Raw genomic sequence first — 21,982 nt, forward strand, 5'->3', positions numbered from 1 at the left:
TCACTTTCCTTGCGTGGCGAAAAATTTATTAGGATTGTGGCGCAACATCATTTCCACCTGAGCGTGGGAAATCCCTGCGGCCAGTAACATGGGAACAAACGAATCAACTAAGTAACTAAACCCGCTACCGCCATTCGCTTTTAAATGTGAGCGACGGGTGATATCCATCGACAACATGACTCTGTCCAGCAACCCGTGTTCAGCCAACGCCACTAACATCGCGACCCTGCGTTGGTCCGGGAAATAACTATTTTTACCTATGGTGTCGAATTGGACATACACGCCCATCTCGATCATTTGCACAATAAGATCAGTTTGCTCTTTCAGGTCACAATGGCCGATAACGACGCGATCGAGCGCTACACCATGTTGTTTGAGTAGTGCAATTTGCTGCAATCCCATGGTACTGAAACTGGTATGGGTTGAGATGGGCAGGCCAGTTGCATGATGAGTCAGTGCTGCAGCATGAAACACTTTCTCCTCATCAGGGGTAATAACCCCTTCGCTGGTCCCTATCTCGGCAATGACGCCCGCTTTTAGTGCCGTGCCATCAATACCTGTCTCGATCTCATCAATCATGGTTTGTGCCAATTGCTGTGCGCTACTTTCACGCACCCTCGGCGGGTAAAAACTGTCAGTGTAGTAACCGGTTGATGCGATGATATTTATGCCACTGTCACGCATCAGATTCAATAAAAACTGAGGGTTACGGCCCATGTATCGGTTGGTCACTTCGATGATGTTCAGTACCCCTTTACTCACCAGTTCACGCATTTCGTCACAAATCGGCTGATATTGATCGAGGCGACAGTCCAGATTATTTTTAAATCCAGACAAATCAATGTGGAGATGCTCGTGTGCGTAGGTGTATCCGTTAGGATTGATCATCGGGTAGGCTCCGAAGAGGGTTTGTATAGGGGCGAAATTTCATCCAGATATCGGCAGTTTTTTATTACTGAATGCGTAATTTCATTAGTAGTGCTTACGATATCGACAACTAATATATCGGCAGTTTTATCAATCAGTACAGTAACAATATTGTTTATCGGCCATATCATTCAATAAGACCATCATTAGAACCTATTACCAGGGCTAAAGCATTGGCTTCTTGTTTTACCTGAGTTGATTACCCTGACTGTCGTAACAGCCCAGTAGCCGGGGTTTTCCGCTCTGAATTCCATCCATCAATACCACGTCACTGCGGGTAACAAATATCTGAGTGCGGAAACTCATGATAATTGGGCTACCAATTGGGAATTTACCGGCCAAACGCAGGCAGTAATCGATACTGCTATCTTCAATCGGAGATACCGCGCGTTGGCTGAACTGATTGTCATGCCAAATTAATGCGTTTTGCAAATGGCCACGGCGATAATAACCGCCGCCAAAAAAATAGCTGCTATCAGCTACATGGTGTGAGATTTCAGACAGATAAAGCATAGAAATCTGTTCTGGTTGGTCAGCATGCTGATTGGCGGGGATAGTGCCGGTGAGGGCATGCCCGGGTTCACTGTGTGTCACGCCTAATTGAGCCAATTGGGGCAGGGTAGTGCAACTGGTGGCTGACGGAGCATTGATCTGTTGAATGTTAACGCCTTGTGCCAACAGGATATCGCGGGCCGCCAGCAAGGTATGCATATTAGCGGTCGGCAAGGTCTGGCGCGAGTGGGGGTCATACAACATGCAAGGGAAGTGTGTTATCCCGACCAGGCGCACGGCTGGCATTTCATTGATGGCAGCAATAGTTACGGGTAAATTTTCTAAGGCGAAACCGGCTTCCTGCCCGGCATACAGTACGTCTCCTGGCTGAGATACTTTCAGCATCAGCGGTTGGATAGTATGTTGGCGGTACGCGGCTTGAGAGATCTCCAGTGCCTTCTCCAACGAGAAAACAGTAATGACCTCTGGCCGCTGGCGCACTATCTCCTCGACCATTGCTGAGGGCGGCTGTACTAAATGACCTACATGAGCGACAGGAATAGCATGGCGGTATAGTTGCCGCGCCTCCTTAAAATCAACCGCGACCATTCCCTGAAAACCACATGCCAGCAGACGGCGGCATAGTTCAGGGTTACGCCCAAACTGTTTACTCATCAGATACAGTTTTATCTGGTACCGACTGGCGGTTTCAACCAGTAGACGGGCATTGGCCTCAGTTTGTTCGACGTCAATAACATAGCTGTCTGGATAAATTTCCCCCTGTTGCCAATATGAGATAGCGGCATCGATTAATTTAGTATTTTGTTTTAAAAGGGTTTTTAAAAACATTTGATGTCCTAAGGGCGCCCGAGGCAGAATTATTTTGCTAAATTATTATTATTTTGAATATTTAGTGAAAAAAGACCCTGATGTTGTTTGTTTAACGACACATCCGCGAAGCTCATTTCAGCGCAGCGGAGGTATGTCACTAGAAAGGTATAGACCGTAAAGGTTCGCGAGTAAATATCCTATTTCGTTTTCTGTCGGTTTTAGTGAAAAATAGGCCAATAAATCCTGATTGATCTCACGGATATAGTAAATTTCTTCACTTTGGGTAATTTCCGCTAATATCGCCGGATCCAGGGCATGGATCTCTTCGCCCCGGCGGGTGCGCATTAATGCATTCGCCATATGGGTAATGGCCATCATGCCCTGCTCACCCCTAACCGGTAGTTGCCAAAAATTCTCTAAGCGGTTGATAACTTGGTCTAAACCTTGACCAATGTCGGTATCGATAACCCCTGATTGACACAGAATATTAAGACGCGCATCAATACAAATTTCCAAAGAGTTGACCTCCTGAAAATGGCTTAGTTTGCAGCCAGGCAAATAATATTAATAGCGAGGCTCTATCTCGCCATTTTGTACTGCCCGCTGATGGTTAAGCAACAATGCCTCATTGATGCCTTTTTCCAGTAATAATTTGATCGGATGGTTATCTGGCCGGATGAGGATCACCGCCTGCGAAGCCTGAATATATCGCTCATCACCTTGTAATTTGATCGCCTGCAAGTGTTCATGAGGAATATCTTCGGCCAGATTCCAGATAGCAGCATCAATATCACCACGGTTAATATGTGCGATACAGTCACTATAAGGTAATTCAACCCGCTCAATGGGTTGGCCAGCAAATTTAATGTCAGTCAGCAAACATTGGTCGGGTGAGCGCGGGTCCAATCCTACCCGCCGAATTTTGTGCTGCTCACCAGGGCGGCAAATAAGCTGGTGGCCGTCCACGTAAGAGCCATTACCCAGATTTAATGCCAGTGACACTTTCCCTTCGTTCAGATAACTTTTCGCTGCCAGATGCGACACGACGGCCATATCGTAGACACCATCTATCAGGCATTCGATACGTACTTCGGCCCCGCGCATATGGGCAAAATAGAGCGGAAGTAGGGTGAATTGTTCTCTTAAGCCGCTGGCCAAGCCTTCATAAAGCTTGGTATAGGGCAGTGGCATGGCGCATACCATATTGCCTAAATCAGCCTGTTGCAGTAACTGCGGCATATTCAGGTCAATAAGCAAGGTACCATTACGGCCTCGACGCTCAACGATGATCGCCCCATCAGCTTCCAGTACTTTTAATGCGTGCTGAACTACACCGACTGAGATACCGAAATCTTCTGATAATTCATCGATGGTTTTAAGTCGATTACCGGGGCGCTCACCAATTAAATAGCGCGCCATGGATACCAATGCCAACCCTTCTTTTTTTATGAATTTCTTACTCATGGTAGGTCAATTCAGCCTTATTTCACTCAGCAATAAAATCTATTACCGAGTAATAAATAGTAAGGGGATAATTGTAGCCACACTATTAATTTTAGTTGTATGGATAGCTAGACATTCATCCGAATGTCTCATCGTGGCAATATTAAGGTAGGATATATGAGATCTGTATCACGTTCTACCAAATTTAAACGTAATAACCAGATGGTTTTTTTAGAACAGAAATAGAGGAGAGGCTGAGCAGCCTCTCGATGATAAATTCAATAGTTAGATGACTTTATGTGGGCCGAAACATTCATAATGTATATGCGCGGATGCTACCCCTTGCGCCAATAACTGGCTGCCAGCATATTGCATAAATGCCAGCGGGCCACAGAAATAATAATGTCTATTGGGATCGGCCGCCAGCCACTGATGTGAACTGAGATCCATCAGCCCTTGGCTGTGATAATCATCACCGGCACGGTCCTGAGCGGTGGGTTCGCGGTACCACACGTGGCGGCTAAGATTCGGCATATTCTGTGCAAGGGTCGCGACTTCATCGGCAAACGCGTGTACCCGGCCATTTTCAGCGGCATGTAGCCAATGTATCGGCGCTGCATGTTGGTTATCATGAAGGGTATTGAGCATACTTAACATTGGCGTCTGGCCGACACCGGCAGAAATCAATGCAACAGGCGTTTCTGGTGAGATATCGAGAAAGAAATCGCCACGAGGGGGAGCGATACGTACACTATCTCCTTCGTGCAGTTGCTGGTGTAAATAGTTAGAAACTGTGCCTTGCTCTTCGCGTTTCACCGCAATACGGTAAGTCTTGCCATTGGGTGCCGCAGTGAGGGAGTATTGGCGGATTTCCTGATATTCAAGTTGTTCATCTTCAATATAAATCCCCAGATATTGCCCCGGTTTGAAATCCAATACCCGGCCACCGTCTTCCGGCGCTAACACAAAGCTGCAAATCACCTCGCTCTGCATCTCTTTTTTAATGATACGAAAACGGCGTAAGGTCCGCCAGCCACCGGTGCTGGCCTCTCCCTGCTGATAAATCTGACTTTCTCGCTGAATAAAAACATCTGCCAACACACCATAGGCCTTACCCCAGGCATCTAACACTTCTTGGCCGGGGGAGAACATCTCATCCAGAGTGCTGATCAGATGATGGCCGACAATGGCATAGTGCTCAGGTTGAATATTCAGGCTGGTATGTTTCTGAGCAATACGCTCAACAGCGGGCAGTAGTGCAGCCAAATTATCGATATTGGCTGCATAGGCGCAAATCGCATTAAACAGAGCTTCACGCTGATCGCCATTAAACTGATTACTCATATTGAAAATGTGCTTCAGCTCAGGGTTGTGCTCAAACATGCGATCATAAAAATGTGCAGTGAGTTTGGGGCCGGTGGCTGCAAGTAACGGAATGGTGGACTGAACGGTAGCGATGGTTTGGTTATCTAGCATGGTGTGCTCCTTATTCCCGTGGTACTCGGCGTCACAGCGGTTTTGTTACTCGGCCCATCTACGAGCCTCGCTGTCACGCTAATTACTTTGGGTATTATAGTGTGTAAATCAATACATGTATTTTAAATGCATCTTATAGATTGCACCCTAATTTGTAAATGCAGATTCCACTTATAAGGGATTACCTTGACGTGTCAGCTCACAGAATGTGAAAAAATCACATGATGAATATGAGGATAATTCCGTTGCACTGGATGAAGTCTGAACAGGTCAAAGCCTTACGCAGTCTGAAGCCAATCGTTTGCGTAAAAACCTCTGTCAAGACCTATCTTACCGGGGGGGAAACAGTTTACACTGTGGGCTAGAACCCAAACGGGTAGCCCACTAGGTATAACTTGTTAGCTAAGTCAGGAGAGCCGGATGTTAAAGCGTGAAATGAACATTGCCGATTATGATGCAGATTTATGGCGTGCAATGGAGCAAGAAGTGGTGCGCCAGGAAGAGCACATTGAGCTGATTGCCTCTGAGAACTACACCAGCCCGCGTGTTATGCAGGCGCAAGGTTCTCAGTTGACGAATAAATATGCTGAAGGTTATCCAGGCAAACGTTACTACGGTGGCTGTGAGTATGTTGACGTTGTTGAGCAACTGGCCATTGACCGTGCTAAGGCGTTGTTCGGTGCCGATTACGCTAACGTTCAGCCACATTCCGGTTCTCAGGCAAACGTCTCTGTTTACTCTGCATTGCTGCAACCCGGTGATACTGTATTGGGGATGAACCTGGCCCATGGCGGCCACCTGACCCACGGCTCACCGGTTAACTTCTCCGGTAAACTGTACAATATCGTACCTTACGGTATCGATGAATCTGGTCAGATTGATTATGAAGATCTGGCGCGTCAGGCCGAAATTCATAAACCAAAAATGATTATCGGTGGCTTCTCCGCTTATTCCGGTATCGTTGATTGGGCAAAAATGCGTGAAATCGCTGATAGCATCGACGCATGGTTCTTTGTCGATATGGCTCACGTAGCAGGTCTGGTTGCTGCTGGCGTTTATCCTAACCCAGTTCCACATGCACATGTCGTTACCACGACCACGCACAAAACATTGGCTGGCCCACGTGGCGGTTTGATCTTGGCGAAAGGCGGTGATGAAGATCTGTACAAGAAACTGAACTCTTCTGTTTTCCCTGGTAACCAGGGTGGCCCATTGATGCATGTTATTGCCGGTAAAGCGGTAGCATTGAAAGAAGCCATGGAGCCTGAGTTCAAAATTTACCAGCAACAAGTAGTTAACAATGCCAAAGCGATGGTGTCAGTGTTCCAGGAGCGCGGCTATAAAGTGGTTTCTGGTGGTACTGAGAACCACCTGTTCCTGTTGGATCTGGTGGATAAAGAGATCACCGGTAAAGACGCCGATGCCGCTTTGGGCCGTGCGAATATTACCGTGAACAAAAACAGCGTACCTAATGATCCAAGAAGTCCGTTTGTGACTTCAGGCGTGCGTATCGGTAGCCCAGCGATTACCCGCCGTGGCTTCAAAGAAGCGGAATCTCGCGAACTGGCTGGCTGGATGTGTGATGTGTTGGATAACATCAACGATGAAGCAACCATTGAGCGCGTGAAACAGAAAGTACTGGCTATCTGCGCCCGCTTACCGGTTTACGCATAATATTGCTGGATATCGTTAAGCTGTAATGAAAACCCGCGAATGCGGGTTTTTTTATATCTGATATTGATATCTGTAGCGTGAATGTAACGATGCGATAGCGGCCGCGCAATCTGTTGTTACTTTGTAAATTACCCTATTTAAATGTGAAGCTCATCTCAAACTGTATGTTTGCATAATTACAACGTTGCCAGCGGAAGAGGCCTCTGTCACAGTATCGGGCTGAGCCTGGAGGGATTCATGGTATTGCAATCAACACGTTGGCTGTCGCTCAGCTATTTCACCTATTTTTTTTCTTATGGCATTTTCCTGCCTTTTTGGGGCATATGGTTACAAGGGGAAGGCATTCCACCGGAAACCATTGGTATCTTGCTGGGTGCCGGTTTAATCTCCCGTTTCCTTGGCAGTCTGATCATTGCCCCCAGCGTCAAAGATCCTTCTCATCTGGTGACAGCAATCCGAATTTTGGCACTACTGACATTGGCCTTTGCGGTGGGTTTTTGGTTTGGTAATGGTTGGGCCTGGTTGATGGTGGTTATTGCGGGTTTTAACCTGTTTTTTGGCCCACTAGTGCCACTGACCGATGCGTTGGCAGCCACCTGGCAGAAACAGATAACCATGGATTACGGCAAGGTCCGGCTGTGGGGGTCACTGGCTTTTGTTATCGGTTCGGCATTGACCGGTAAGCTGGTCTCTGTTTGGGGCCACACGGCTATTCTCTATAGCCTGACTTTCGGTATCGCCGCCATGTTACTCGGGGCGCTCCTCAAACCCAGTATTATGCCGCAGGGTGAGATTAAACATCGTAATGTTGTCGCCACCCACTGGAAAGTATTACTGTCTGAGCCACAGGTCTGGCGTTTTTTACTCTGCGTGACCCTATTACAAGGTGCGCATGCCGGTTATTACAGTTTTAGCTCTATTTACTGGCAAGATGCTGGTTATTCCGCCGCCACCATTGGTTATTTATGGTCGTTGGGCGTGGTCGCTGAGATTCTGGTGTTCGCATTTAGCAATGTACTATTTCGCCGCTGGACTGCCCGCAGCTTATTACTGCTTTCGGCGATCACCGGGATAGTGCGCTGGAGCTTAATGGCATCAACCACCGAATTGCCGTGGTTGATCTTGATTCAGATTTTACATTGTGGCTCGTTTACTGTCTGCCACTTGGCAGCCATGCGTTTTATTGCCGCGCGACGTGGGCCGGATGTGATCCGTTTACAGTCAGTTTATTCTGCACTGGCGATGGGCGGTGGAATTGCGGTCATGACGGTGATCTCCGGTTTCCTGTTTGAGCATTATCAGGGAGGGGTGTTCTGGGTTATGGCATTGATTGTGATCCCGGCACTGTTTATTCGCCCTCGGGTAGTGCCGAGTCAGCCAGAGTCTGCCAGTTAAGGCAGCTCCAACACACTGCGTAACTGCTTGTTTTGTTGCTCAGTGAGCGGTAGTAGTACCTGAATCAGCGGGGGCGTTGATTCAGGTTGCCGTACGGCATACGGTGTGAGCACCACAGTAGTACCGGGCGGGGCACCCGATTGCAGATAAACGTCGTGGGGCAAATATTTAATATGTAATGGCAGTAAGGTTAACTCACGTACCTGCTGTTCCACTTGCTCTTCCAATTCTGGGTTATTCCGCGTCAGCAGTAAAATCTGCTTTTCCTGTAATGCATTTTCCTGCATCAGCCAGGCACCAAAGCTAATGGCAATCAGACCGACTTCGTCGACAGAAAATTGAATCTGATATTCCTGTTCAAAAGTAGCCAGCGCCTGTCGCGTGGTTCGTAACAGCCGCGGGTATTTTTGGATAACTTCTTCCAACAAAGAATTATCAATCCCGATATTGAAATAACAGCGCTCAATTGCGGGAGCGAGATGGGCAAAAAGTTGGCTGATAAGTGCTTCATTGCTACTGAGTGTCATCCCCGAAAGTTGCTGAAAATGCGTGATCAATTGGTGAATGGCGTTGATTAGACGGGCATCTTCCGCTGATTGAGTGCTGTGATAGCTGTGTGCTTTAATCATCGTTAGCATCAGAATCAGCATATCCCGTTCAACTCTATTCAGCGCATGACCTAATAACGGATTAAATGAATCAAACAAGCTGTCAGCCGCCGCCAGTGCGGGTTTGCATTCTAACCACTGTTGCTGAGTGGGTGATAATTCCGGCAACACCTGCTGTCGATTTTCCCAAGCACAATAAGCCAAATACAGTTGTAAAAACTGACGGTCTTTTTCATTTAACTGTCGACTGAGATGGGGTTCACATTGGCTGATTATCTGTGGCAGATGCTGCGATAGCACCGTGTTATCCCATGACAAAGCCTGATACAGGTGGGGAGCAAACTGGTTCTCAACGAAATGCGGGCAATAGCGTAACCCACGCCGTAGCCAATGAATTAGGCACAGCCTTTTATCAAGATGGCTACCGTGAATCAGACAACTATCGTCACTATCGGCGCTAAGCTGCAAATGGTAGAAACGCTGGATTTCATTAGCAACCTCGGTTATATCTTGCCGGGTAGTCGCTAGCCCGACGCCATTGAATTGGCTGATGGTGTCCAGTTGTACTTTGTGTGCAGGCATGAATAGCATCAGCACCATATGGCAGCGTCGTTGTTGACCGGATAGCGGTTGATCGGATAACTGGGGCACAGAGGGAGTGTCCAAGCTCATATAACCTTCCGTGATGAATGTGTTGTTGTTTATCAGGCTTAAGCATAGCAAAAGAGATTCTATTCGGTTTAGTGGGGCTCTGGGCTTTTACATCGACTTATAACTTACATCACAGTTTTCCCCGCAGTGCTTGAGCTATAGGGTCGTTAGCTGACTGCCTGCCGGTAACACCAATGACTTTTGGCACATCATAAAATATCTAAGGATTGATTAATGTGTGATATGTTATACTATAACAATATGATGGTTAAACGACTGATAGCTTTGCTGCTGGCGGGGGGGATTTTTGTTTATAGCCAGTTGGCGCAGGCCCATCCGCACAGTTTTATTGATATGGATGCCACTTTCGTTAGCGATAAACAGATGCTGGTGGGGATGAAAATGGTATGGACTATGGATGAAATCACATCTGCCGATCTGTTATATGATGCAGAAAATGCCAAAAGTGACTCTGAAATCTGGAAAAAACTGGCGGCTGAAGTGATGGCTAATGTGCTGGGGCAGCATTATTTCACCGATATTTATCGTGACGGTAAACCGGTGAAATATAAAAACTTACCAACAGAGTATCACTTATCCCGCAAGGGGCATCAGGCAGTTTTAGAGTTTATTTTGCCACTGGCAGAACCCCAACCGTTGGCGGGGAAGCCTTTCATCATCTCCACTTACGACCCGACCTATTTTGTTGACATGACCTATGCGGGCAACAAGGCGGTAAGGTTATCAACTGACATGGAGAAAAGTTGCCAGTTAACCTTATTTACCCCAGATCCCAATGCTTCGTTACAAGCGTATGCATTATCGTTGGATAAAAGTGATTCGCCAGGAGAAGACATGGAACTAGGAAAACAGTTTGCACAGCGGGTTACCGTACAATGTCAGTAGGTATCACGGCAGTTTCACGCCCCCGGCACTGGCTGATAAATTTATGGCCGCTAATACTGTTTTTACTGATCTTAGCCGGTGCAGCCCAGCTGGCATGGCTTTATTGGCCTGAGATGCTTTTCAAAACAGTCGTTTGGCAGAAAAGCATGCATCAGCAGATGGCCCAATTACTGCAACAAGTTAAAGCTAATCCCCATCAGACCGGTTTTACATTGATGATGTTTAGCCTGATTTATGGCGTATTGCATGCAATGGGGCCGGGGCATGGCAAAGTGGTGATTGTCACTTATTTGGCGACCCATCCGGCACAATTAAAAGAGAGTCTGAAGCTAACTTTTGCCGCCTCACTATTGCAAGGTGGTGTGGCTATCTTGTTGGTAACGTTACTGCTGGGTGTTTTACAACTCTCATCACGGTATCTGCATCAAAGCAGTTTCTGGTTGGAGAAGGGCAGTTTTCTGCTGGTTATCGCACTGGGGGTTTTGCTGTGTTTACGGGCCTTAAAGCGTCTTTATCAGCAGATTAAACTGCTCAAACCGCAAAAAGTCAGCATCCAACGTATACAACCGTTGCCTGCCAACCATGTTCATAGTGACCATTGTGGTTGTGGGCATCGCCATCTCCCTAGTGCTCAAGAGCTACAAGCTGGTGATGACTGGCGCACTCGTCTGGCGATTGTTCTGGCGATGGGGATGCGGCCCTGTTCCGGCGCGATTATGGTGCTGTTATTTGCCAAAGTGATCGGCGTCTACGGGTGGGGGATTTTGTCAGCGATAGCGATGGCAATCGGAACATCCCTGACCATTTCGCTACTGGCGCTGTTTGTCCATTATGCGCGGCGTCTGGCGGTGTACTTAAGCCGTAATCGTGCACCGGTAGCCTGGGGGGCTATTGCGTGGTCTACTCTGGCATTAACCGGCGGGATTATTCTGCTGTTTGCCGGTGTGCTGCTCTATCTTTCTAGTCAGCCGGAGTTTATCGGCGGCATACGGCCCTTTGGCCGCTAAAGTTAACAATGAAAAAAGCCAGTCAGGATTAGCCGACTGGCTTTTTTTATATGGCTGGATGCGTATATACCCTATAGATTTCAAGGTGTAGGAAGGCGGCAAACAAGAGAACCCCGATGAGCTTACTCGAGTAAGTGATTCGGGTGAACGAGAGCAGCCAACACACCTGCAATTTGAAAGATGACGGGTATATGATATTAACGTTTCAATGCATCACTAATCTCATCGCTCATCGCTTGAACGATAGATTTAACAATACGTGGATTACCGGCTACGATATTGCCAGAACTGAAATGGTTATGACCGCCAGCAAAGTCAGTCACGATACCGCCAGACTCACGTACCAACAGTTCGCCACCAGCAAAATCCCATGGCTTCAGACCAATCTCAAAGAAACCGTCAACACGGCCAGCGGCCACATAAGCCAGATCCAGCGCCGCTGAACCGGTGCGACGAAAATCTGCACACTGTTCAAACAGTTTACCCACCACGCGCAGATAAGCTGGCGCATGTTGTTTTACTTTGAATGGGAAGCCGGTCGCCAGAATAGTGCCGTCTAAATCTTTAGCATTGGTGCCGCGCAGACGATAACCGTTTAATTGCGCGCCCTGACCACGGGTGGCTGTAAACAATTCGTTACGCATTGGGTCATAAACGACTGCCACTTCGGTACGGCCTTTGATGCGTACAGCGATAGAAACAGCGAAATGAGGGAGGCGTTTGATGAAGTTGGTAGTGCCATCCAGTGGATCAATAACCCATTGTACATCATCGTCTTCACCAACCAACTCACCGCACTCTTCACCAATAATGGTGTGTTTTGGGTAAGATTTACGGATGACCTCGACAATCAGGCGCTCTGCATCACGGTCTACATTAGTAACAAAGTCGTTAGTCCCTTTCTGGCTCGCTTCGACAGCGTCCGGGGTTTCATAATTTTTGGCAATCAGGTTACCGGCCTTACGCGCAGCGCGTATGGCGATAGTCAGCATCGGATGCATGGGTATCTTCCACTAGGATGTTAAAGAACGAGAAACGGGGCGCAGTATAGCAGGGGTTCTGATAAATGCCTATACCCGTCACCCTTCAAGATGCAGAGGTGTTGGCTGCCCTTATTTGCCCTGGTCACTTAGTTATCTAAGCTCCCAGGGACTCACTCGGTTGCCGCCTGCCTGCAACTCGAAGTAGCTTGGGTATATGTCTGTGTTAAGATATGGCGATTCCCCGTTATCTTCAGAGTTTGTATGCTACACAATATTCGTATCGTTTTGGTCGAAACCTCGCACACCGGCAATATGGGTTCAACAGCCAGAGCCATGAAAACCATGGGATTAACCAACTTGTATCTGGTTAACCCTTTAGTCAAACCCGATTCGCAGGCGATTGCGCTATCTGCCGGCGCCAGTGATGTCATTGGTAATGCTACTATTGTCGATACTTTAGATGAAGCATTGGCTGGGTGTAGTCTGGTTGTCGGTACCAGTGCCCGTTCACGCACCTTGCCTTGGCCAATGTTAGAGCCGCGTGAATGTGGTGTGCGCAGCGCCCACGAAGCAGAACATGCTCCGGTTGCATTGGTATTTGGCCGCGAGCGGGTAGGGCTGACGAATGATGAACTACAGAAATGCCATTATCATGTGGCGATCCCGGCAAACCCCGAATACAGTTCATTAAATTTGGCGATGGCGGTACAAATTTTAGCCTATGAAGTGCGGGTAGCATTCCTTGATCGCCAGCAGGCTGCGGCACCGGTAATAGAAGAAGAGGAAGCTCCTTATCCTTTGGTAGATGATCTGGAGCGCTTTTATCTGCATTTGGAGCAGGTGTTATCCCATACTGGTTTTATCCGACAGGCACATCCAGGCCAGATTATGAGTAAATTGCGCCGTCTGTTTACCCGTGCACGCCCAGAGGCTCAAGAGCTAAATATCTTGCGCGGTATGCTGACATCCATTGAAAAACAGGATAAATACCCACAGCATGATGCAGGTGAAAGTGCGTTAGATAACAAAAAATAAGGTTTTATATCAATTGGTTATTATTAAAATCCTGCCATATTATTCAAAATGGAATAGGTTAATAATACTTGAGTAAATTACTAGGTTAAATAGTTGACTAAAACAGTCAAGAATGTCAGAATTCTGGCTTGTTTTCACCAACAGGTAATTTTAGCTATGAGACTGACATCCAAAGGCCGTTATGCCGTGACCGCCATGCTTGATGTGGCATTACATTCCCAGGACGGGCCAGTTCCTCTGGCAGATATTTCTGAACGCCAAGGGATCTCATTATCCTATTTGGAACAACTGTTTTCACGGTTACGCAAAAATGGCTTAGTTGCCAGCGTTCGTGGTCCAGGTGGCGGTTACCTGCTGGGCAAAGATGCATCAGCAATCGCGGTAGGTGCAGTAATCACCGCCGTAGACGAATCTGTCGATGCTACCCGTTGTCAGGGTAAAGAAGGCTGTCAGGGCGGTGATCGTTGCCTGACTCACACCTTGTGGCGTGATCTGAGTGAGCGCATCAGCAGCTTCCTCAACAATATTACGCTGGCAGAGCTGGTGAATAACCAAGATATCCTAGAGGTTGCGGATCGTCAGAATAACGATACGCGCCGTACGGCTAATGGCCGACCGCAAGAGACGATTAACGTCAATCTGCGCGCATAAGCAGAATCTGCGGAATTTTACGTTTTGGAAGTGATGTACGGAGCATAAGAGCAATGACCGAATCAAAAATAAAGACACCGATCTATCTGGATTATGCAGCAACTACCCCGGTAGACCCTCGTGTCGCTGAAAAAATGATGCAGTATCTGACTCTGGACGGTATTTTCGGTAACCCCGCCTCGCGTTCTCATAAGTTCGGTTGGCAGGCAGAAGAAGCCGTTGATATTGCACGTAATGATATTGCTGCTCTGGTAGGTGCTGACCCTCGTGAGATTGTCTTCACCTCCGGTGCAACTGAGTCTGATAACCTCGCAATAAAAGGTGCGGCTAATTTCTATCAAAAGAAAGGCAAGCACATCATCACCTGTAAAACCGAACATAAAGCGGTGCTGGATACCTGTCGTCAACTGGAGCGTGAAGGCTTCGACGTGACTTATCTGGCACCACAGTCAAACGGTATTATCGACCTGAAACAGCTTGAAGCGGCCATGCGTGAAGACACCATTTTGGTCTCTATCATGCACGTGAATAATGAAATCGGTGTGGTGCAGGATATCGCTGAAATCGGCGAAATGTGCCGCAGTCGCGGGATCATTTTCCACGTCGATGCAACGCAAAGTGTTGGTAAATTACCGATTGATCTGAGCAAACTGAAAGTTGATTTGATGTCCTTCTCAGCCCATAAAGTTTATGGTCCGATGGGCATTGGCGCGCTGTTTGTTCGCCGTAAACCACGCATTCGCATCGAAGCACAACAGCACGGTGGTGGTCATGAGCGTGGTATGCGCTCAGGCACCTTGCCAGTCCATCAGATAGCCGGTATGGGTGAAGCTTACCGTATCGCCAAAGAAGAGATGGAAAGCGAAGCTGCGCGTCTGCGCTCACTGCGCCTGCGTTTGTGGAATGGTTTGAAAGATATTGAAGAAGTTTACCTGAATGGCGATTTAGAGAATGGCGCACCTGGCATTCTGAACATTAGCTTCAACTATGTTGAAGGTGAGTCGCTGATCATGGCACTGAAAGATCTGGCTGTTTCATCAGGTTCAGCCTGTACCTCCGCGAGTCTGGAACCTTCTTATGTGTTGCGTGCGTTGGGGATGAACGACGAACTGGCTCACAGTTCAATTCGTTTCTCTCTGGGGCGTTTCACCACTCAAGAAGAGGTAGACTACGCCATTGCACTGGTGCGTAAATCTATTGGCCGTCTGCGTGATTTGTCCCCGTTATGGGATATGTTCAAACAGGGCGTGGATATCAGCAGCATTGAATGGTCTCACCATTAATTCCAGACTTTAAGACTCAGGAGTAATCACATGGCTTACAGCGAAAAAGTAATCGATCATTACGAAAATCCACGCAACGTCGGTTCATTCGACAACGCAGACCCTACTATTGGTAGTGGCATGGTTGGCGCACCCGCTTGTGGTGATGTCATGAAATTGCAGATCAAAGTCAACGAAGCCGGTATTATTGAAGATGCTCGTTTCAAGACTTATGGTTGCGGTTCAGCCATTGCTTCCAGCTCTCTGGTAACTGAATGGATGAAGGGCAAATCTCTCGATCAGGCTGAAGCGATCAAAAATACTCAAATCGCTGAAGAACTGGAGTTACCGCCAGTCAAAATTCACTGCTCGATTCTGGCAGAAGATGCCATTAAAGCAGCTATCGCCGACTACAAAAGCAAACATACTGCCAAGTAGTTGTAACATAGGTTATCAATTGTTAGCAGAGTTGAGGAAGGTGTATGTCGATATCAATCAGCGACAGTGCTGCACAACGGGTCAGTGCCTTTTTAAATCACCGTGGTAAAGGCTTGGGTCTGCGCTTGGGCGTAAGGACATCGGGCTGCTCTGGTATGGCATATGTACTCGAATTTGTTGATGAAATGAACGACGATGACGTCATTTTTGAAGACAAAGGTGTGAAAGTGATCATCGACGGCAAAAGCATGGTCTATCTTGATGGCACCGAATTAGATTTCGTCAAGGAAGGGCTGAACGAAGGCTTTAAGTTTAACAATCCGAATGTCTCAAGTGAGTGCGGATGTGGTGAAAGCTTTAACGTCTGACTCCTGTTTTTGTTTCTACCTCAGGCACTTGTGCTTCATACAGCTCTCTTGCATAACAAGAGGGCTGTATAATATTTGCTAAGTCATCACTATATTCCAGAGCATGCTATGGATTACTTCACATTGTTCGGGCTGCCGCCCCGCTATCTGGTTGACGGCAACCAACTCACTACCCGCTATCAGGAATTACAACGTCAATTCCACCCTGACCGTTTTGCTAACCAGCCTGAACGCGAGCGTTTAGCCTCGTTGCAACAAGCCGCAACCATCAATGACGCTTACCAAACCCTCAAGCATCCGTTAAAACGTGCCGAGTATATGTTATCTTTGCAGGGTTTTGATTTAGGCAATGAACAGCACACCATGCGTGATACTGCGTTTCTGATAGAGCAGTTGGAACTGCGTGAAGAGCTTGATGAGATTGAACGCAAACCCGATGCTGAAACGCAGCTTGCTGCATTCGGTAGCCGCTTAGCATTGATGACACAAACGCGCAGTCAGCAAATGGTGGAGCAACTGGATAAGCAACAGTGGGAACTGGCGGCTGATACTGTGCGTAAATTGCGTTTTTTGGATAAGTTACAACAGCAGGTTGAACAACTTGAAGAGCGCCTGTTTGATGACTTTTCCTGAGTGCCTGATAAGGTAATGAAATTGTATCTAATTGATAAGAATAAATAAAATTCAATTTATTGATGACTGCAATGCCCAGCTACTTCTTATTAGGGCGCGTCACTAACGTTTTTATATGCTCTAAATAATTCGAGTTGCAGGAAGGCGGCAAGTGAATGAGTCCCGATGAGTTGACGGGTGTCAATGATTCTGGTGACAAATCTGCCGGGAGCAGATTTGAACGCTGCTCGCAGCGGCCTCGTAGAGGCGAGGCCTATGGATGGGCCGAGTAACGAACGTAGCCAACGAATATGCAGCTTGAAGTATGACGAGTATAGATTGATGGAAGCTCAACATGGCCTTATTACAAATTAGTGAGCCTGGTTTAACTGCGCAGCCGCATCAACGTCGGCTGGCCGCAGGCATAGACTTAGGTACGACCAATTCATTGGTCGCCACCGTGCGTAGCGGTAAAGCACAAACGCTGGTTGATGAGCAACAGCGGGATCTTTTGCCCTCAGTGGTTCATTATCAAGCAAATAGTATTGATGTTGGTTGGAATGCCCGCAATTTGGCGGCATTGGACCCAGTCAATACCATCAGTTCAATTAAACGTATGATAGGTCGCTCTTTGGCAGATATCGTACAGCGCTATCCTAATCTGCCTTACCAATTCCAGCCCAGCGAAAATGGCTTGCCGATGATCCAGACTGCCAGCGGGTTGGTGAATCCGATCCAGGTGTCTGCTGATATTCTTAAAGTATTGTCTGCACGTGCCCAAGCGGCACTGAGTGGTGATCTGGATGGTGTCGTGATCACTGTGCCGGCGTATTTTGATGACGCTCAGCGTCAGGGTACCAAAGATGCGGCACGTCTGGCGGGGCTACATGTATTACGTCTGCTTAATGAGCCGACCGCAGCGGCAATTGCCTATGGCCTGGATTCAGGTCAGGAAGGGGTGATTGCCGTTTATGATCTTGGCGGTGGCACCTTTGATATCTCTATTTTGCGTTTGAGCCGTGGTGTGTTCGAAGTGTTGGCAACCGGTGGTGATTCTGCCCTGGGGGGCGATGACTTTGACCATCTATTAGCCGATTGGCTGCGTGAACGAGCAGGTATTGACTCCCGTGATGATCATGGTATTCAGCGGCAATTACTTGATGCCGCGATCGCGGCTAAAATCGCGTTGAGTGACGCCGAGGTTGTAGATGTCTCTGTTGCTGGCTGGCAGGGGCAAATAACCCGTGGGCAGTTTGAATCGCTGATTGCAGCGTTAATCAAACGGACATTAATGTCTTGTCGCCGTGCGTTGAAAGATGCCGCAGTGACTCCTGATGAGGTGCTGGAAGTGGTGATGGTTGGTGGTTCAACCCGTGTGCCGCTGGTGCGTGAGCAAGTCGGGCAATTCTTTGGCCGCACGCCGCTAACCTCGATTGATCCCGATAAAGTTGTGGCAATCGGTGCCGCCATCCAGGCCGATATTTTAGTGGGTAATAAGCCCGATAGTGACATGCTGCTGCTTGACGTTATCCCGCTCTCATTGGGGCTGGAAACCATGGGCGGCCTGGTGGAAAAAGTTATTCCGCGCAATACCACTATTCCAGTGGCCCGCGCGCAGGAGTTCACCACCTTTAAAGATGGGCAGAGTGGGATGAACATCCATGTGCTGCAAGGCGAGCGTGAATTGGTGCAAGATTGTCGTTCATTAGCCCGCTTTACCTTGCGTGGCCTACCGCCACTCCCTGCAGGTGGTGCGCATATTCGTGTTACTTTCCAGGTAGATGCTGACGGTTTATTGAGTGTTACCGCGATGGAGAAGTCCACCGGTGTTGAGGCATCGATTCAGGTTAAGCCATCCTATGGACTATCTGATGATGAAATTGCCAATATGATTAAAGATTCGATTGCGAATGCGCAAAGTGATGTCAGTGCGCGTAAGTTAGCGGAACAACAGGTCGAAGCATCCCGTGTGCTGGAGAGTTTACAAGGCGCATTGGCAGAAGATGCAGCATTACTCAGTGAGCAAGAAAGTACCGCTATCGCTCAGGCGATGGCCTTATTACAGCAGCAGATGCAGGGTAACGACCCACACGCAATCGAAGCTGCGATCAAAGCGTTAGATGCGCAAACGCAAGATTTTGCTGCGCGCCGGATGGATGCTTCCATTCGCCGTGCGTTGGCTGGTCATTCAGTGGATGAGGTTTAATCATGCCCAAAATAGTATTTCTGCCCCATAAAGACCTTTGCCCGGATGGTGCAGTACTGGAAGCAACCCAAGGTGAGACGATACTCGACGTTGCCTTGCGCAATGGGATCGATATTGAGCATGCCTGTGAGAAATCCTGTGCCTGCACCACCTGCCACTGCGTGGTGCGTGAAGGGTTCGATTCCTTACCAGAAAGCAGTGAGTTGGAAGATGATATGTTGGATAAAGCCTGGGGTCTGGAGCCGGAGAGTCGCCTGAGCTGCCAAGCCAGAGTGACCGACGAAGACTTGGTAGTTGAGATCCCGCGTTATACCATTAACCATGCGCGGGAGCATTGATATGGGCTTAACGTGGCAAGATACTCGGGAAATCGGTGAAGCACTCTACGACAGATTCCCGGATACCGATCCGAAAACTGTGCGTTTTACCGATATGCATCAATGGATTTGCTCTCTGGAAGATTTTGACGACGATCCGCAGAAATCGAATGAAAAAGTGCTAGAGGCCATTCTATTAGTGTGGTTGGATGAGTTTGAGTGAGTATCGTAGGGTCGCGAAAGCGGCCTTTTTTGTACCTGATCTGATACCTTATACAAAGAAATATTATTGGGTCCGCCGCAGTCAACACAGGGCTGCGTATAACTAGCTGAATGACAGCAAAAAATAATAACGAGGTAATAATGACAACAGAATTGATGCAAGTATCCCTGTCGCATAATCCGGCAGATGCCCGTTGGGGCGAGAAAGCGCTGTTGAGTACCGATGCTGAAGGGATGACTATCCACCTGACGGACAACGGTCAATTAGGTGCGATTCAACGTGCTGCGCGCAAAATAGATGGGCAGGGAATTAAGCACATAAAACTGGCTGGCGAGGGCTGGGGGTTGGAGCAAAGTTGGGCATTTTGGCAAGGGTTCCGTGGGCCAAAAGGTCAGCGCAGCGTGGAGTGGGCAGAACTGCCAGAGAACGAAAAAACTGAACTGAAACAACGCATAAAAATTATCGATTGGGTGCGCGACACGATCAACGCACCGGCGGAAGACTTAGGTCCAGAGCAATTGGCTAAAAATGCCATTGATTTGATGTGTGCCGTCTCGTGCGATGCGGTCAGTTACCGTATTACCAAAGGCGAAGATCTACGCGAGCAGGGTTATGCTGGGATCTATACCGTGGGTCGTGGATCTGATCGTGCACCGGTATTGCTGGCCTTGGATTATAACCCAACCGGTAATCCTGATGCGTCGGTAATGGCCTGTCTGGTAGGTAAAGGAATTACATTTGATTCCGGCGGTTACAGCCTGAAGCAGAGTGCGTTCATGGACTCGATGAAATCCGATATGGGCGGTGCAGCCACCGTGACGGGAGCCTTGGCCCTGGCGGCGGCGCGTGGCTTGAAACAGCGTGTGAAGTTGTATCTGTGTTGTGCCGACAATATGGTTAGCGGTAATGCCTTTAAACTGGGTGATATTATCCGTTACCGCAATGGTAAAACTGTAGAAATCATGAATACCGATGCTGAAGGGCGTCTGGTACTAGCTGATGGCCTGATTGATGCCGCTGAACAAAACGCACCGCTGATTATAGATGCTGCCACTTTAACCGGTGCGGCCAAAACGGCATTGGGTAACGACTACCATGCTCTGTTCAGCTTTGATGATGAACTGGCACAAGCGCTGCTGAACAGCGCGCAAAGTGAACATGAACCTTTCTGGCGTTTACCGCTGGCGGAATTCCATCGCAGCCAGTTGCCATCTAACTTTGCTGAATTGAATAATGTGGCGGGCGCTGCCTACAGTGCGGGTGCCAGTACTGCCGCCGCATTCCTGTCGCATTTTGTGAAAAACTACCAACAAGGTTGGCTCCATATTGACTGCTCTGCCACTTACCGTAAAAGTGCGGTTGAACAATGGTCTGCCGGTGCTACAGGTTTAGGTGTTCGTACCATTGCTAATTTGTTGTTGGCGAAAGCAAAACAGTAAGTTTGGTGAATGAAGGGGCTAGCACACCCACGGGCACTCCGGCGGCTCATGCCGCTACGACCCGAACGGCGCGCTTCCCCTTCGTTTGGCTTTGTAAGCTACTAATGGGGCGCATTTACGTCCCTTTGTTCGATCTGCTTGACGTTTTTCGGAGTACAAGATGAGTTTGCTACAACCACCTGCCGATGATAACCATGATCACCACCATGATGAGGACCAGAGTCTGGAGTCGTTGCTAAAATTGGCGGCAACTGAGTCAATTTATCGCACTGCTTTTTTCCGCACGTTACTGGACGCCACGGTGTTAGTGCTGGTGGCCGGCTCAGAACCGGGCGGTGAGGATAGCGAGATGACCTTCACTGCGGGCAATGGGGTCAATATTCTGCATTGGGAAAAGCAGGATGGTGAATCAGTTATTCCTTTCTTCAGTTCGCCAGAAGTATTGCAACAGGCGCTGAGCCAGGCTGAGGATGAGCAAACTGACCTCGAAAAGCAGCCTTTTGTTGCTATGCCAGTACGAGTGTTATTTGAAATGACACAGGGTGCACATCTGTTCCTGAACCCGAAATCAGAACATGGCAAAGAGTTTTGGCCGCAAGAAGTGGCGATGCTATTGGAAAATGGCGGTTTAGCCCAACCGGCTGAAATGATGGTGGATAAAGAGAGCCAAATCTTGTTGGGCCAGCCGGAAGAGTATCCGGCGGCGATGGTTGATGCGTTGATCCAACTGTTCAGCCAGCGCAAACCGGTGCGGCGTGCTTTTCTGGCATTGATGCATGATAAAAGTGTGGATGAGCAAGCTAACTTACTGATTGGGTTAGAAGTGGATGGTTCGCCCGAAGAGATAGACCAGCTAATTCAGGAAGCGGGCAATGTGGCCAGTGACCATGCACCGGATGATCGCCCGGTCGATTTCTGTCTGGTTAATGAGAAAGAGCGTGGGGTAAGCCACTATCTGATGACCCTTACGCAGGCGTTTTATCAGCGCCGCTGGGGCAGTTGGCTGAGAAATGTGATTCCCTCGACCAGCCATTAACT

General features: G+C 48.3%; 21 protein-coding genes and 1 pseudogene. 15 read left to right on the forward strand and 7 right to left on the reverse strand.

Annotation, left to right across the window (positions count from 1 at the left end):
• From V1955_RS05080 to hmpA, 5 genes and pseudogenes are all read right to left on the reverse strand, one after another.
• Complete coding sequence (locus V1955_RS05080) at positions 1-888, reverse strand: phosphotriesterase-related protein (protein ID WP_442820596.1); 888 nt, start codon at positions 886-888, stop codon at positions 1-3.
• Positions 889-1,113: 225 nt separating this feature from the next.
• The gene (locus V1955_RS05085; RefSeq protein ID WP_083163156.1) at positions 1,114-2,268 is read right to left on the reverse strand and encodes a YhfX family PLP-dependent enzyme; all 1,155 of its coding nucleotides are present in this window, start codon (positions 2,266-2,268) and stop codon (positions 1,114-1,116) included.
• A 117-nt stretch (positions 2,269-2,385) separates the two neighbouring features.
• On the reverse strand, positions 2,386-2,766 hold the full coding sequence (locus V1955_RS05090) for a PRD domain-containing protein (protein WP_083163157.1): 381 nt from the start codon (positions 2,764-2,766) through the stop codon (positions 2,386-2,388).
• A gap of 48 nt (positions 2,767-2,814) precedes the next feature.
• Positions 2,815-3,714: a GntR family transcriptional regulator YhfZ gene (yhfZ, locus tag V1955_RS05095; protein WP_083163159.1), complete on the reverse strand. Its 900-nt coding sequence runs from the start codon at positions 3,712-3,714 to the stop codon at positions 2,815-2,817.
• A gap of 264 nt (positions 3,715-3,978) precedes the next feature.
• A pseudogene (hmpA, locus tag V1955_RS05100) lies at positions 3,979-5,178 on the reverse strand (NO-inducible flavohemoprotein); the annotation flags it as partial.
• 411 nt (positions 5,179-5,589) lie between these two features.
• On the opposite strand from hmpA, the gene glyA reads away from it, so the two are divergent.
• On the forward strand, positions 5,590-6,843 hold the full coding sequence (glyA, locus tag V1955_RS05105) for a serine hydroxymethyltransferase (RefSeq protein WP_083163163.1): 1,254 nt from the start codon (positions 5,590-5,592) through the stop codon (positions 6,841-6,843).
• A gap of 237 nt (positions 6,844-7,080) precedes the next feature.
• Positions 7,081-8,238: a 3-phenylpropionate MFS transporter gene (locus tag V1955_RS05110; protein WP_372559679.1), complete on the forward strand. Its 1,158-nt coding sequence runs from the start codon at positions 7,081-7,083 to the stop codon at positions 8,236-8,238.
• Here V1955_RS05110 and csiE read toward each other — a convergent pair.
• Positions 8,235-9,518 (reverse strand): stationary phase inducible protein CsiE, encoded by a 1,284-nt coding sequence (gene csiE / locus V1955_RS05115; RefSeq protein WP_083163167.1) that lies wholly within the window; start codon positions 9,516-9,518, stop codon positions 8,235-8,237. The two genes, V1955_RS05110 and csiE, sit on opposite strands and share 4 nt — an antisense overlap.
• 222 nt (positions 9,519-9,740) lie before the next feature.
• On the opposite strand from csiE, the gene V1955_RS05120 reads away from it, so the two are divergent.
• Both V1955_RS05120 and V1955_RS05125 read left to right on the forward strand, forming a co-directional pair.
• Entirely contained in the window at positions 9,741-10,403 is a 663-nt protein-coding gene (locus V1955_RS05120; RefSeq protein ID WP_420073054.1) for a DUF1007 family protein, read from the forward strand.
• Positions 10,394-11,410: a nickel/cobalt transporter gene (locus tag V1955_RS05125; protein WP_083163171.1), complete on the forward strand. Its 1,017-nt coding sequence runs from the start codon at positions 10,394-10,396 to the stop codon at positions 11,408-11,410. The genes V1955_RS05120 and V1955_RS05125 overlap by 10 nt, the downstream gene beginning before the upstream one ends.
• A gap of 197 nt (positions 11,411-11,607) precedes the next feature.
• Here the strand turns inward: V1955_RS05125 and suhB are convergent, their stop codons facing one another.
• Positions 11,608-12,411: an inositol-1-monophosphatase gene (gene suhB, locus V1955_RS05130; RefSeq protein WP_005192722.1), complete on the reverse strand. Its 804-nt coding sequence runs from the start codon at positions 12,409-12,411 to the stop codon at positions 11,608-11,610.
• 243 nt (positions 12,412-12,654) lie between these two features.
• Here suhB and trmJ point away from each other — a divergent pair, with 243 nt between their 5' ends.
• From trmJ to sseB, 11 genes are all read left to right on the forward strand, one after another.
• Positions 12,655-13,428 carry a tRNA (cytosine(32)/uridine(32)-2'-O)-methyltransferase TrmJ gene (gene trmJ, locus V1955_RS05135; protein WP_372569471.1) on the forward strand — a complete coding sequence of 258 codons (774 nt, stop codon included), beginning with the start codon at positions 12,655-12,657 and terminating at the stop codon, positions 13,426-13,428.
• Between the two features lie 156 nt (positions 13,429-13,584).
• Positions 13,585-14,079, forward strand: a complete 495-nt coding sequence (gene iscR / locus V1955_RS05140) for a Fe-S cluster assembly transcriptional regulator IscR (protein WP_004707916.1) — start codon at positions 13,585-13,587, stop codon at positions 14,077-14,079.
• A gap of 68 nt (positions 14,080-14,147) precedes the next feature.
• On the forward strand, positions 14,148-15,362 hold the full coding sequence (locus tag V1955_RS05145; protein ID WP_083164132.1) for an IscS subfamily cysteine desulfurase: 1,215 nt from the start codon (positions 14,148-14,150) through the stop codon (positions 15,360-15,362).
• A 30-nt stretch (positions 15,363-15,392) separates the two neighbouring features.
• Positions 15,393-15,779, forward strand: coding sequence for a Fe-S cluster assembly scaffold IscU (gene iscU, locus V1955_RS05150; RefSeq protein WP_005159510.1), 387 nt, complete (start codon positions 15,393-15,395; stop codon positions 15,777-15,779).
• Between the two features lie 44 nt (positions 15,780-15,823).
• A complete protein-coding gene (gene iscA, locus V1955_RS05155; RefSeq protein WP_005192709.1) occupies positions 15,824-16,147 on the forward strand; it encodes an iron-sulfur cluster assembly protein IscA in 324 nt (107 codons plus the stop codon).
• Positions 16,148-16,255: 108 nt separating this feature from the next.
• Entirely contained in the window at positions 16,256-16,780 is a 525-nt protein-coding gene (hscB, locus tag V1955_RS05160; protein WP_083163175.1) for a co-chaperone HscB, read from the forward strand.
• A 334-nt stretch (positions 16,781-17,114) separates the two neighbouring features.
• Positions 17,115-18,965: a Fe-S protein assembly chaperone HscA gene (gene hscA, locus V1955_RS05165; RefSeq protein ID WP_442820597.1), complete on the forward strand. Its 1,851-nt coding sequence runs from the start codon at positions 17,115-17,117 to the stop codon at positions 18,963-18,965.
• A 2-nt stretch (positions 18,966-18,967) separates the two neighbouring features.
• Positions 18,968-19,303 carry an ISC system 2Fe-2S type ferredoxin gene (gene fdx / locus V1955_RS05170; RefSeq protein ID WP_004713939.1) on the forward strand — a complete coding sequence of 112 codons (336 nt, stop codon included), beginning with the start codon at positions 18,968-18,970 and terminating at the stop codon, positions 19,301-19,303.
• A gap of 1 nt (position 19,304) precedes the next feature.
• Positions 19,305-19,505: a Fe-S cluster assembly protein IscX gene (gene iscX, locus V1955_RS05175; protein ID WP_083163179.1), complete on the forward strand. Its 201-nt coding sequence runs from the start codon at positions 19,305-19,307 to the stop codon at positions 19,503-19,505.
• A 140-nt stretch (positions 19,506-19,645) separates the two neighbouring features.
• Entirely contained in the window at positions 19,646-20,944 is a 1,299-nt protein-coding gene (gene pepB / locus V1955_RS05180; protein WP_442820598.1) for an aminopeptidase PepB, read from the forward strand.
• Between the two features lie 160 nt (positions 20,945-21,104).
• Positions 21,105-21,980 carry an enhanced serine sensitivity protein SseB gene (gene sseB, locus V1955_RS05185; RefSeq protein ID WP_442820599.1) on the forward strand — a complete coding sequence of 292 codons (876 nt, stop codon included), beginning with the start codon at positions 21,105-21,107 and terminating at the stop codon, positions 21,978-21,980.
• Positions 21,981-21,982 lie beyond the last annotated feature (2 nt).

The organism is Yersinia sp. 2545 StPb PI, from assembly GCF_052217125.1.
GTDB lineage: Bacteria > Pseudomonadota > Gammaproteobacteria > Enterobacterales > Enterobacteriaceae > Yersinia > Yersinia enterocolitica_E.

Coding starts and splice junctions, on each gene's coding strand:
- V1955_RS05080 (WP_442820596.1), bottom strand. CDS start 888: ATGATCAATCCTAACGGATACACCTACGCACACGAGCATCTCCACATT.
- V1955_RS05085 (WP_083163156.1), bottom strand. CDS start 2,268: ATGTTTTTAAAAACCCTTTTAAAACAAAATACTAAATTAATCGATGCC.
- yhfZ (WP_083163159.1), bottom strand. CDS start 3,714: ATGAGTAAGAAATTCATAAAAAAAGAAGGGTTGGCATTGGTATCCATG.
- glyA (WP_083163163.1), top strand. CDS start 5,590: ATGTTAAAGCGTGAAATGAACATTGCCGATTATGATGCAGATTTATGG.
- V1955_RS05110 (WP_372559679.1), top strand. CDS start 7,081: ATGGTATTGCAATCAACACGTTGGCTGTCGCTCAGCTATTTCACCTAT.
- csiE (WP_083163167.1), bottom strand. CDS start 9,518: ATGAGCTTGGACACTCCCTCTGTGCCCCAGTTATCCGATCAACCGCTA.
- V1955_RS05120 (WP_420073054.1), top strand. CDS start 9,741: ATGTTATACTATAACAATATGATGGTTAAACGACTGATAGCTTTGCTG.
- V1955_RS05125 (WP_083163171.1), top strand. CDS start 10,394: ATGTCAGTAGGTATCACGGCAGTTTCACGCCCCCGGCACTGGCTGATA.
- suhB (WP_005192722.1), bottom strand. CDS start 12,411: ATGCATCCGATGCTGACTATCGCCATACGCGCTGCGCGTAAGGCCGGT.
- trmJ (WP_372569471.1), top strand. CDS start 12,655: ATGCTACACAATATTCGTATCGTTTTGGTCGAAACCTCGCACACCGGC.
- iscR (WP_004707916.1), top strand. CDS start 13,585: ATGAGACTGACATCCAAAGGCCGTTATGCCGTGACCGCCATGCTTGAT.
- iscU (WP_005159510.1), top strand. CDS start 15,393: ATGGCTTACAGCGAAAAAGTAATCGATCATTACGAAAATCCACGCAAC.
- iscA (WP_005192709.1), top strand. CDS start 15,824: ATGTCGATATCAATCAGCGACAGTGCTGCACAACGGGTCAGTGCCTTT.
- hscB (WP_083163175.1), top strand. CDS start 16,256: ATGGATTACTTCACATTGTTCGGGCTGCCGCCCCGCTATCTGGTTGAC.
- hscA (WP_442820597.1), top strand. CDS start 17,115: ATGGCCTTATTACAAATTAGTGAGCCTGGTTTAACTGCGCAGCCGCAT.
- fdx (WP_004713939.1), top strand. CDS start 18,968: ATGCCCAAAATAGTATTTCTGCCCCATAAAGACCTTTGCCCGGATGGT.
- iscX (WP_083163179.1), top strand. CDS start 19,305: ATGGGCTTAACGTGGCAAGATACTCGGGAAATCGGTGAAGCACTCTAC.
- pepB (WP_442820598.1), top strand. CDS start 19,646: ATGACAACAGAATTGATGCAAGTATCCCTGTCGCATAATCCGGCAGAT.
- sseB (WP_442820599.1), top strand. CDS start 21,105: ATGAGTTTGCTACAACCACCTGCCGATGATAACCATGATCACCACCAT.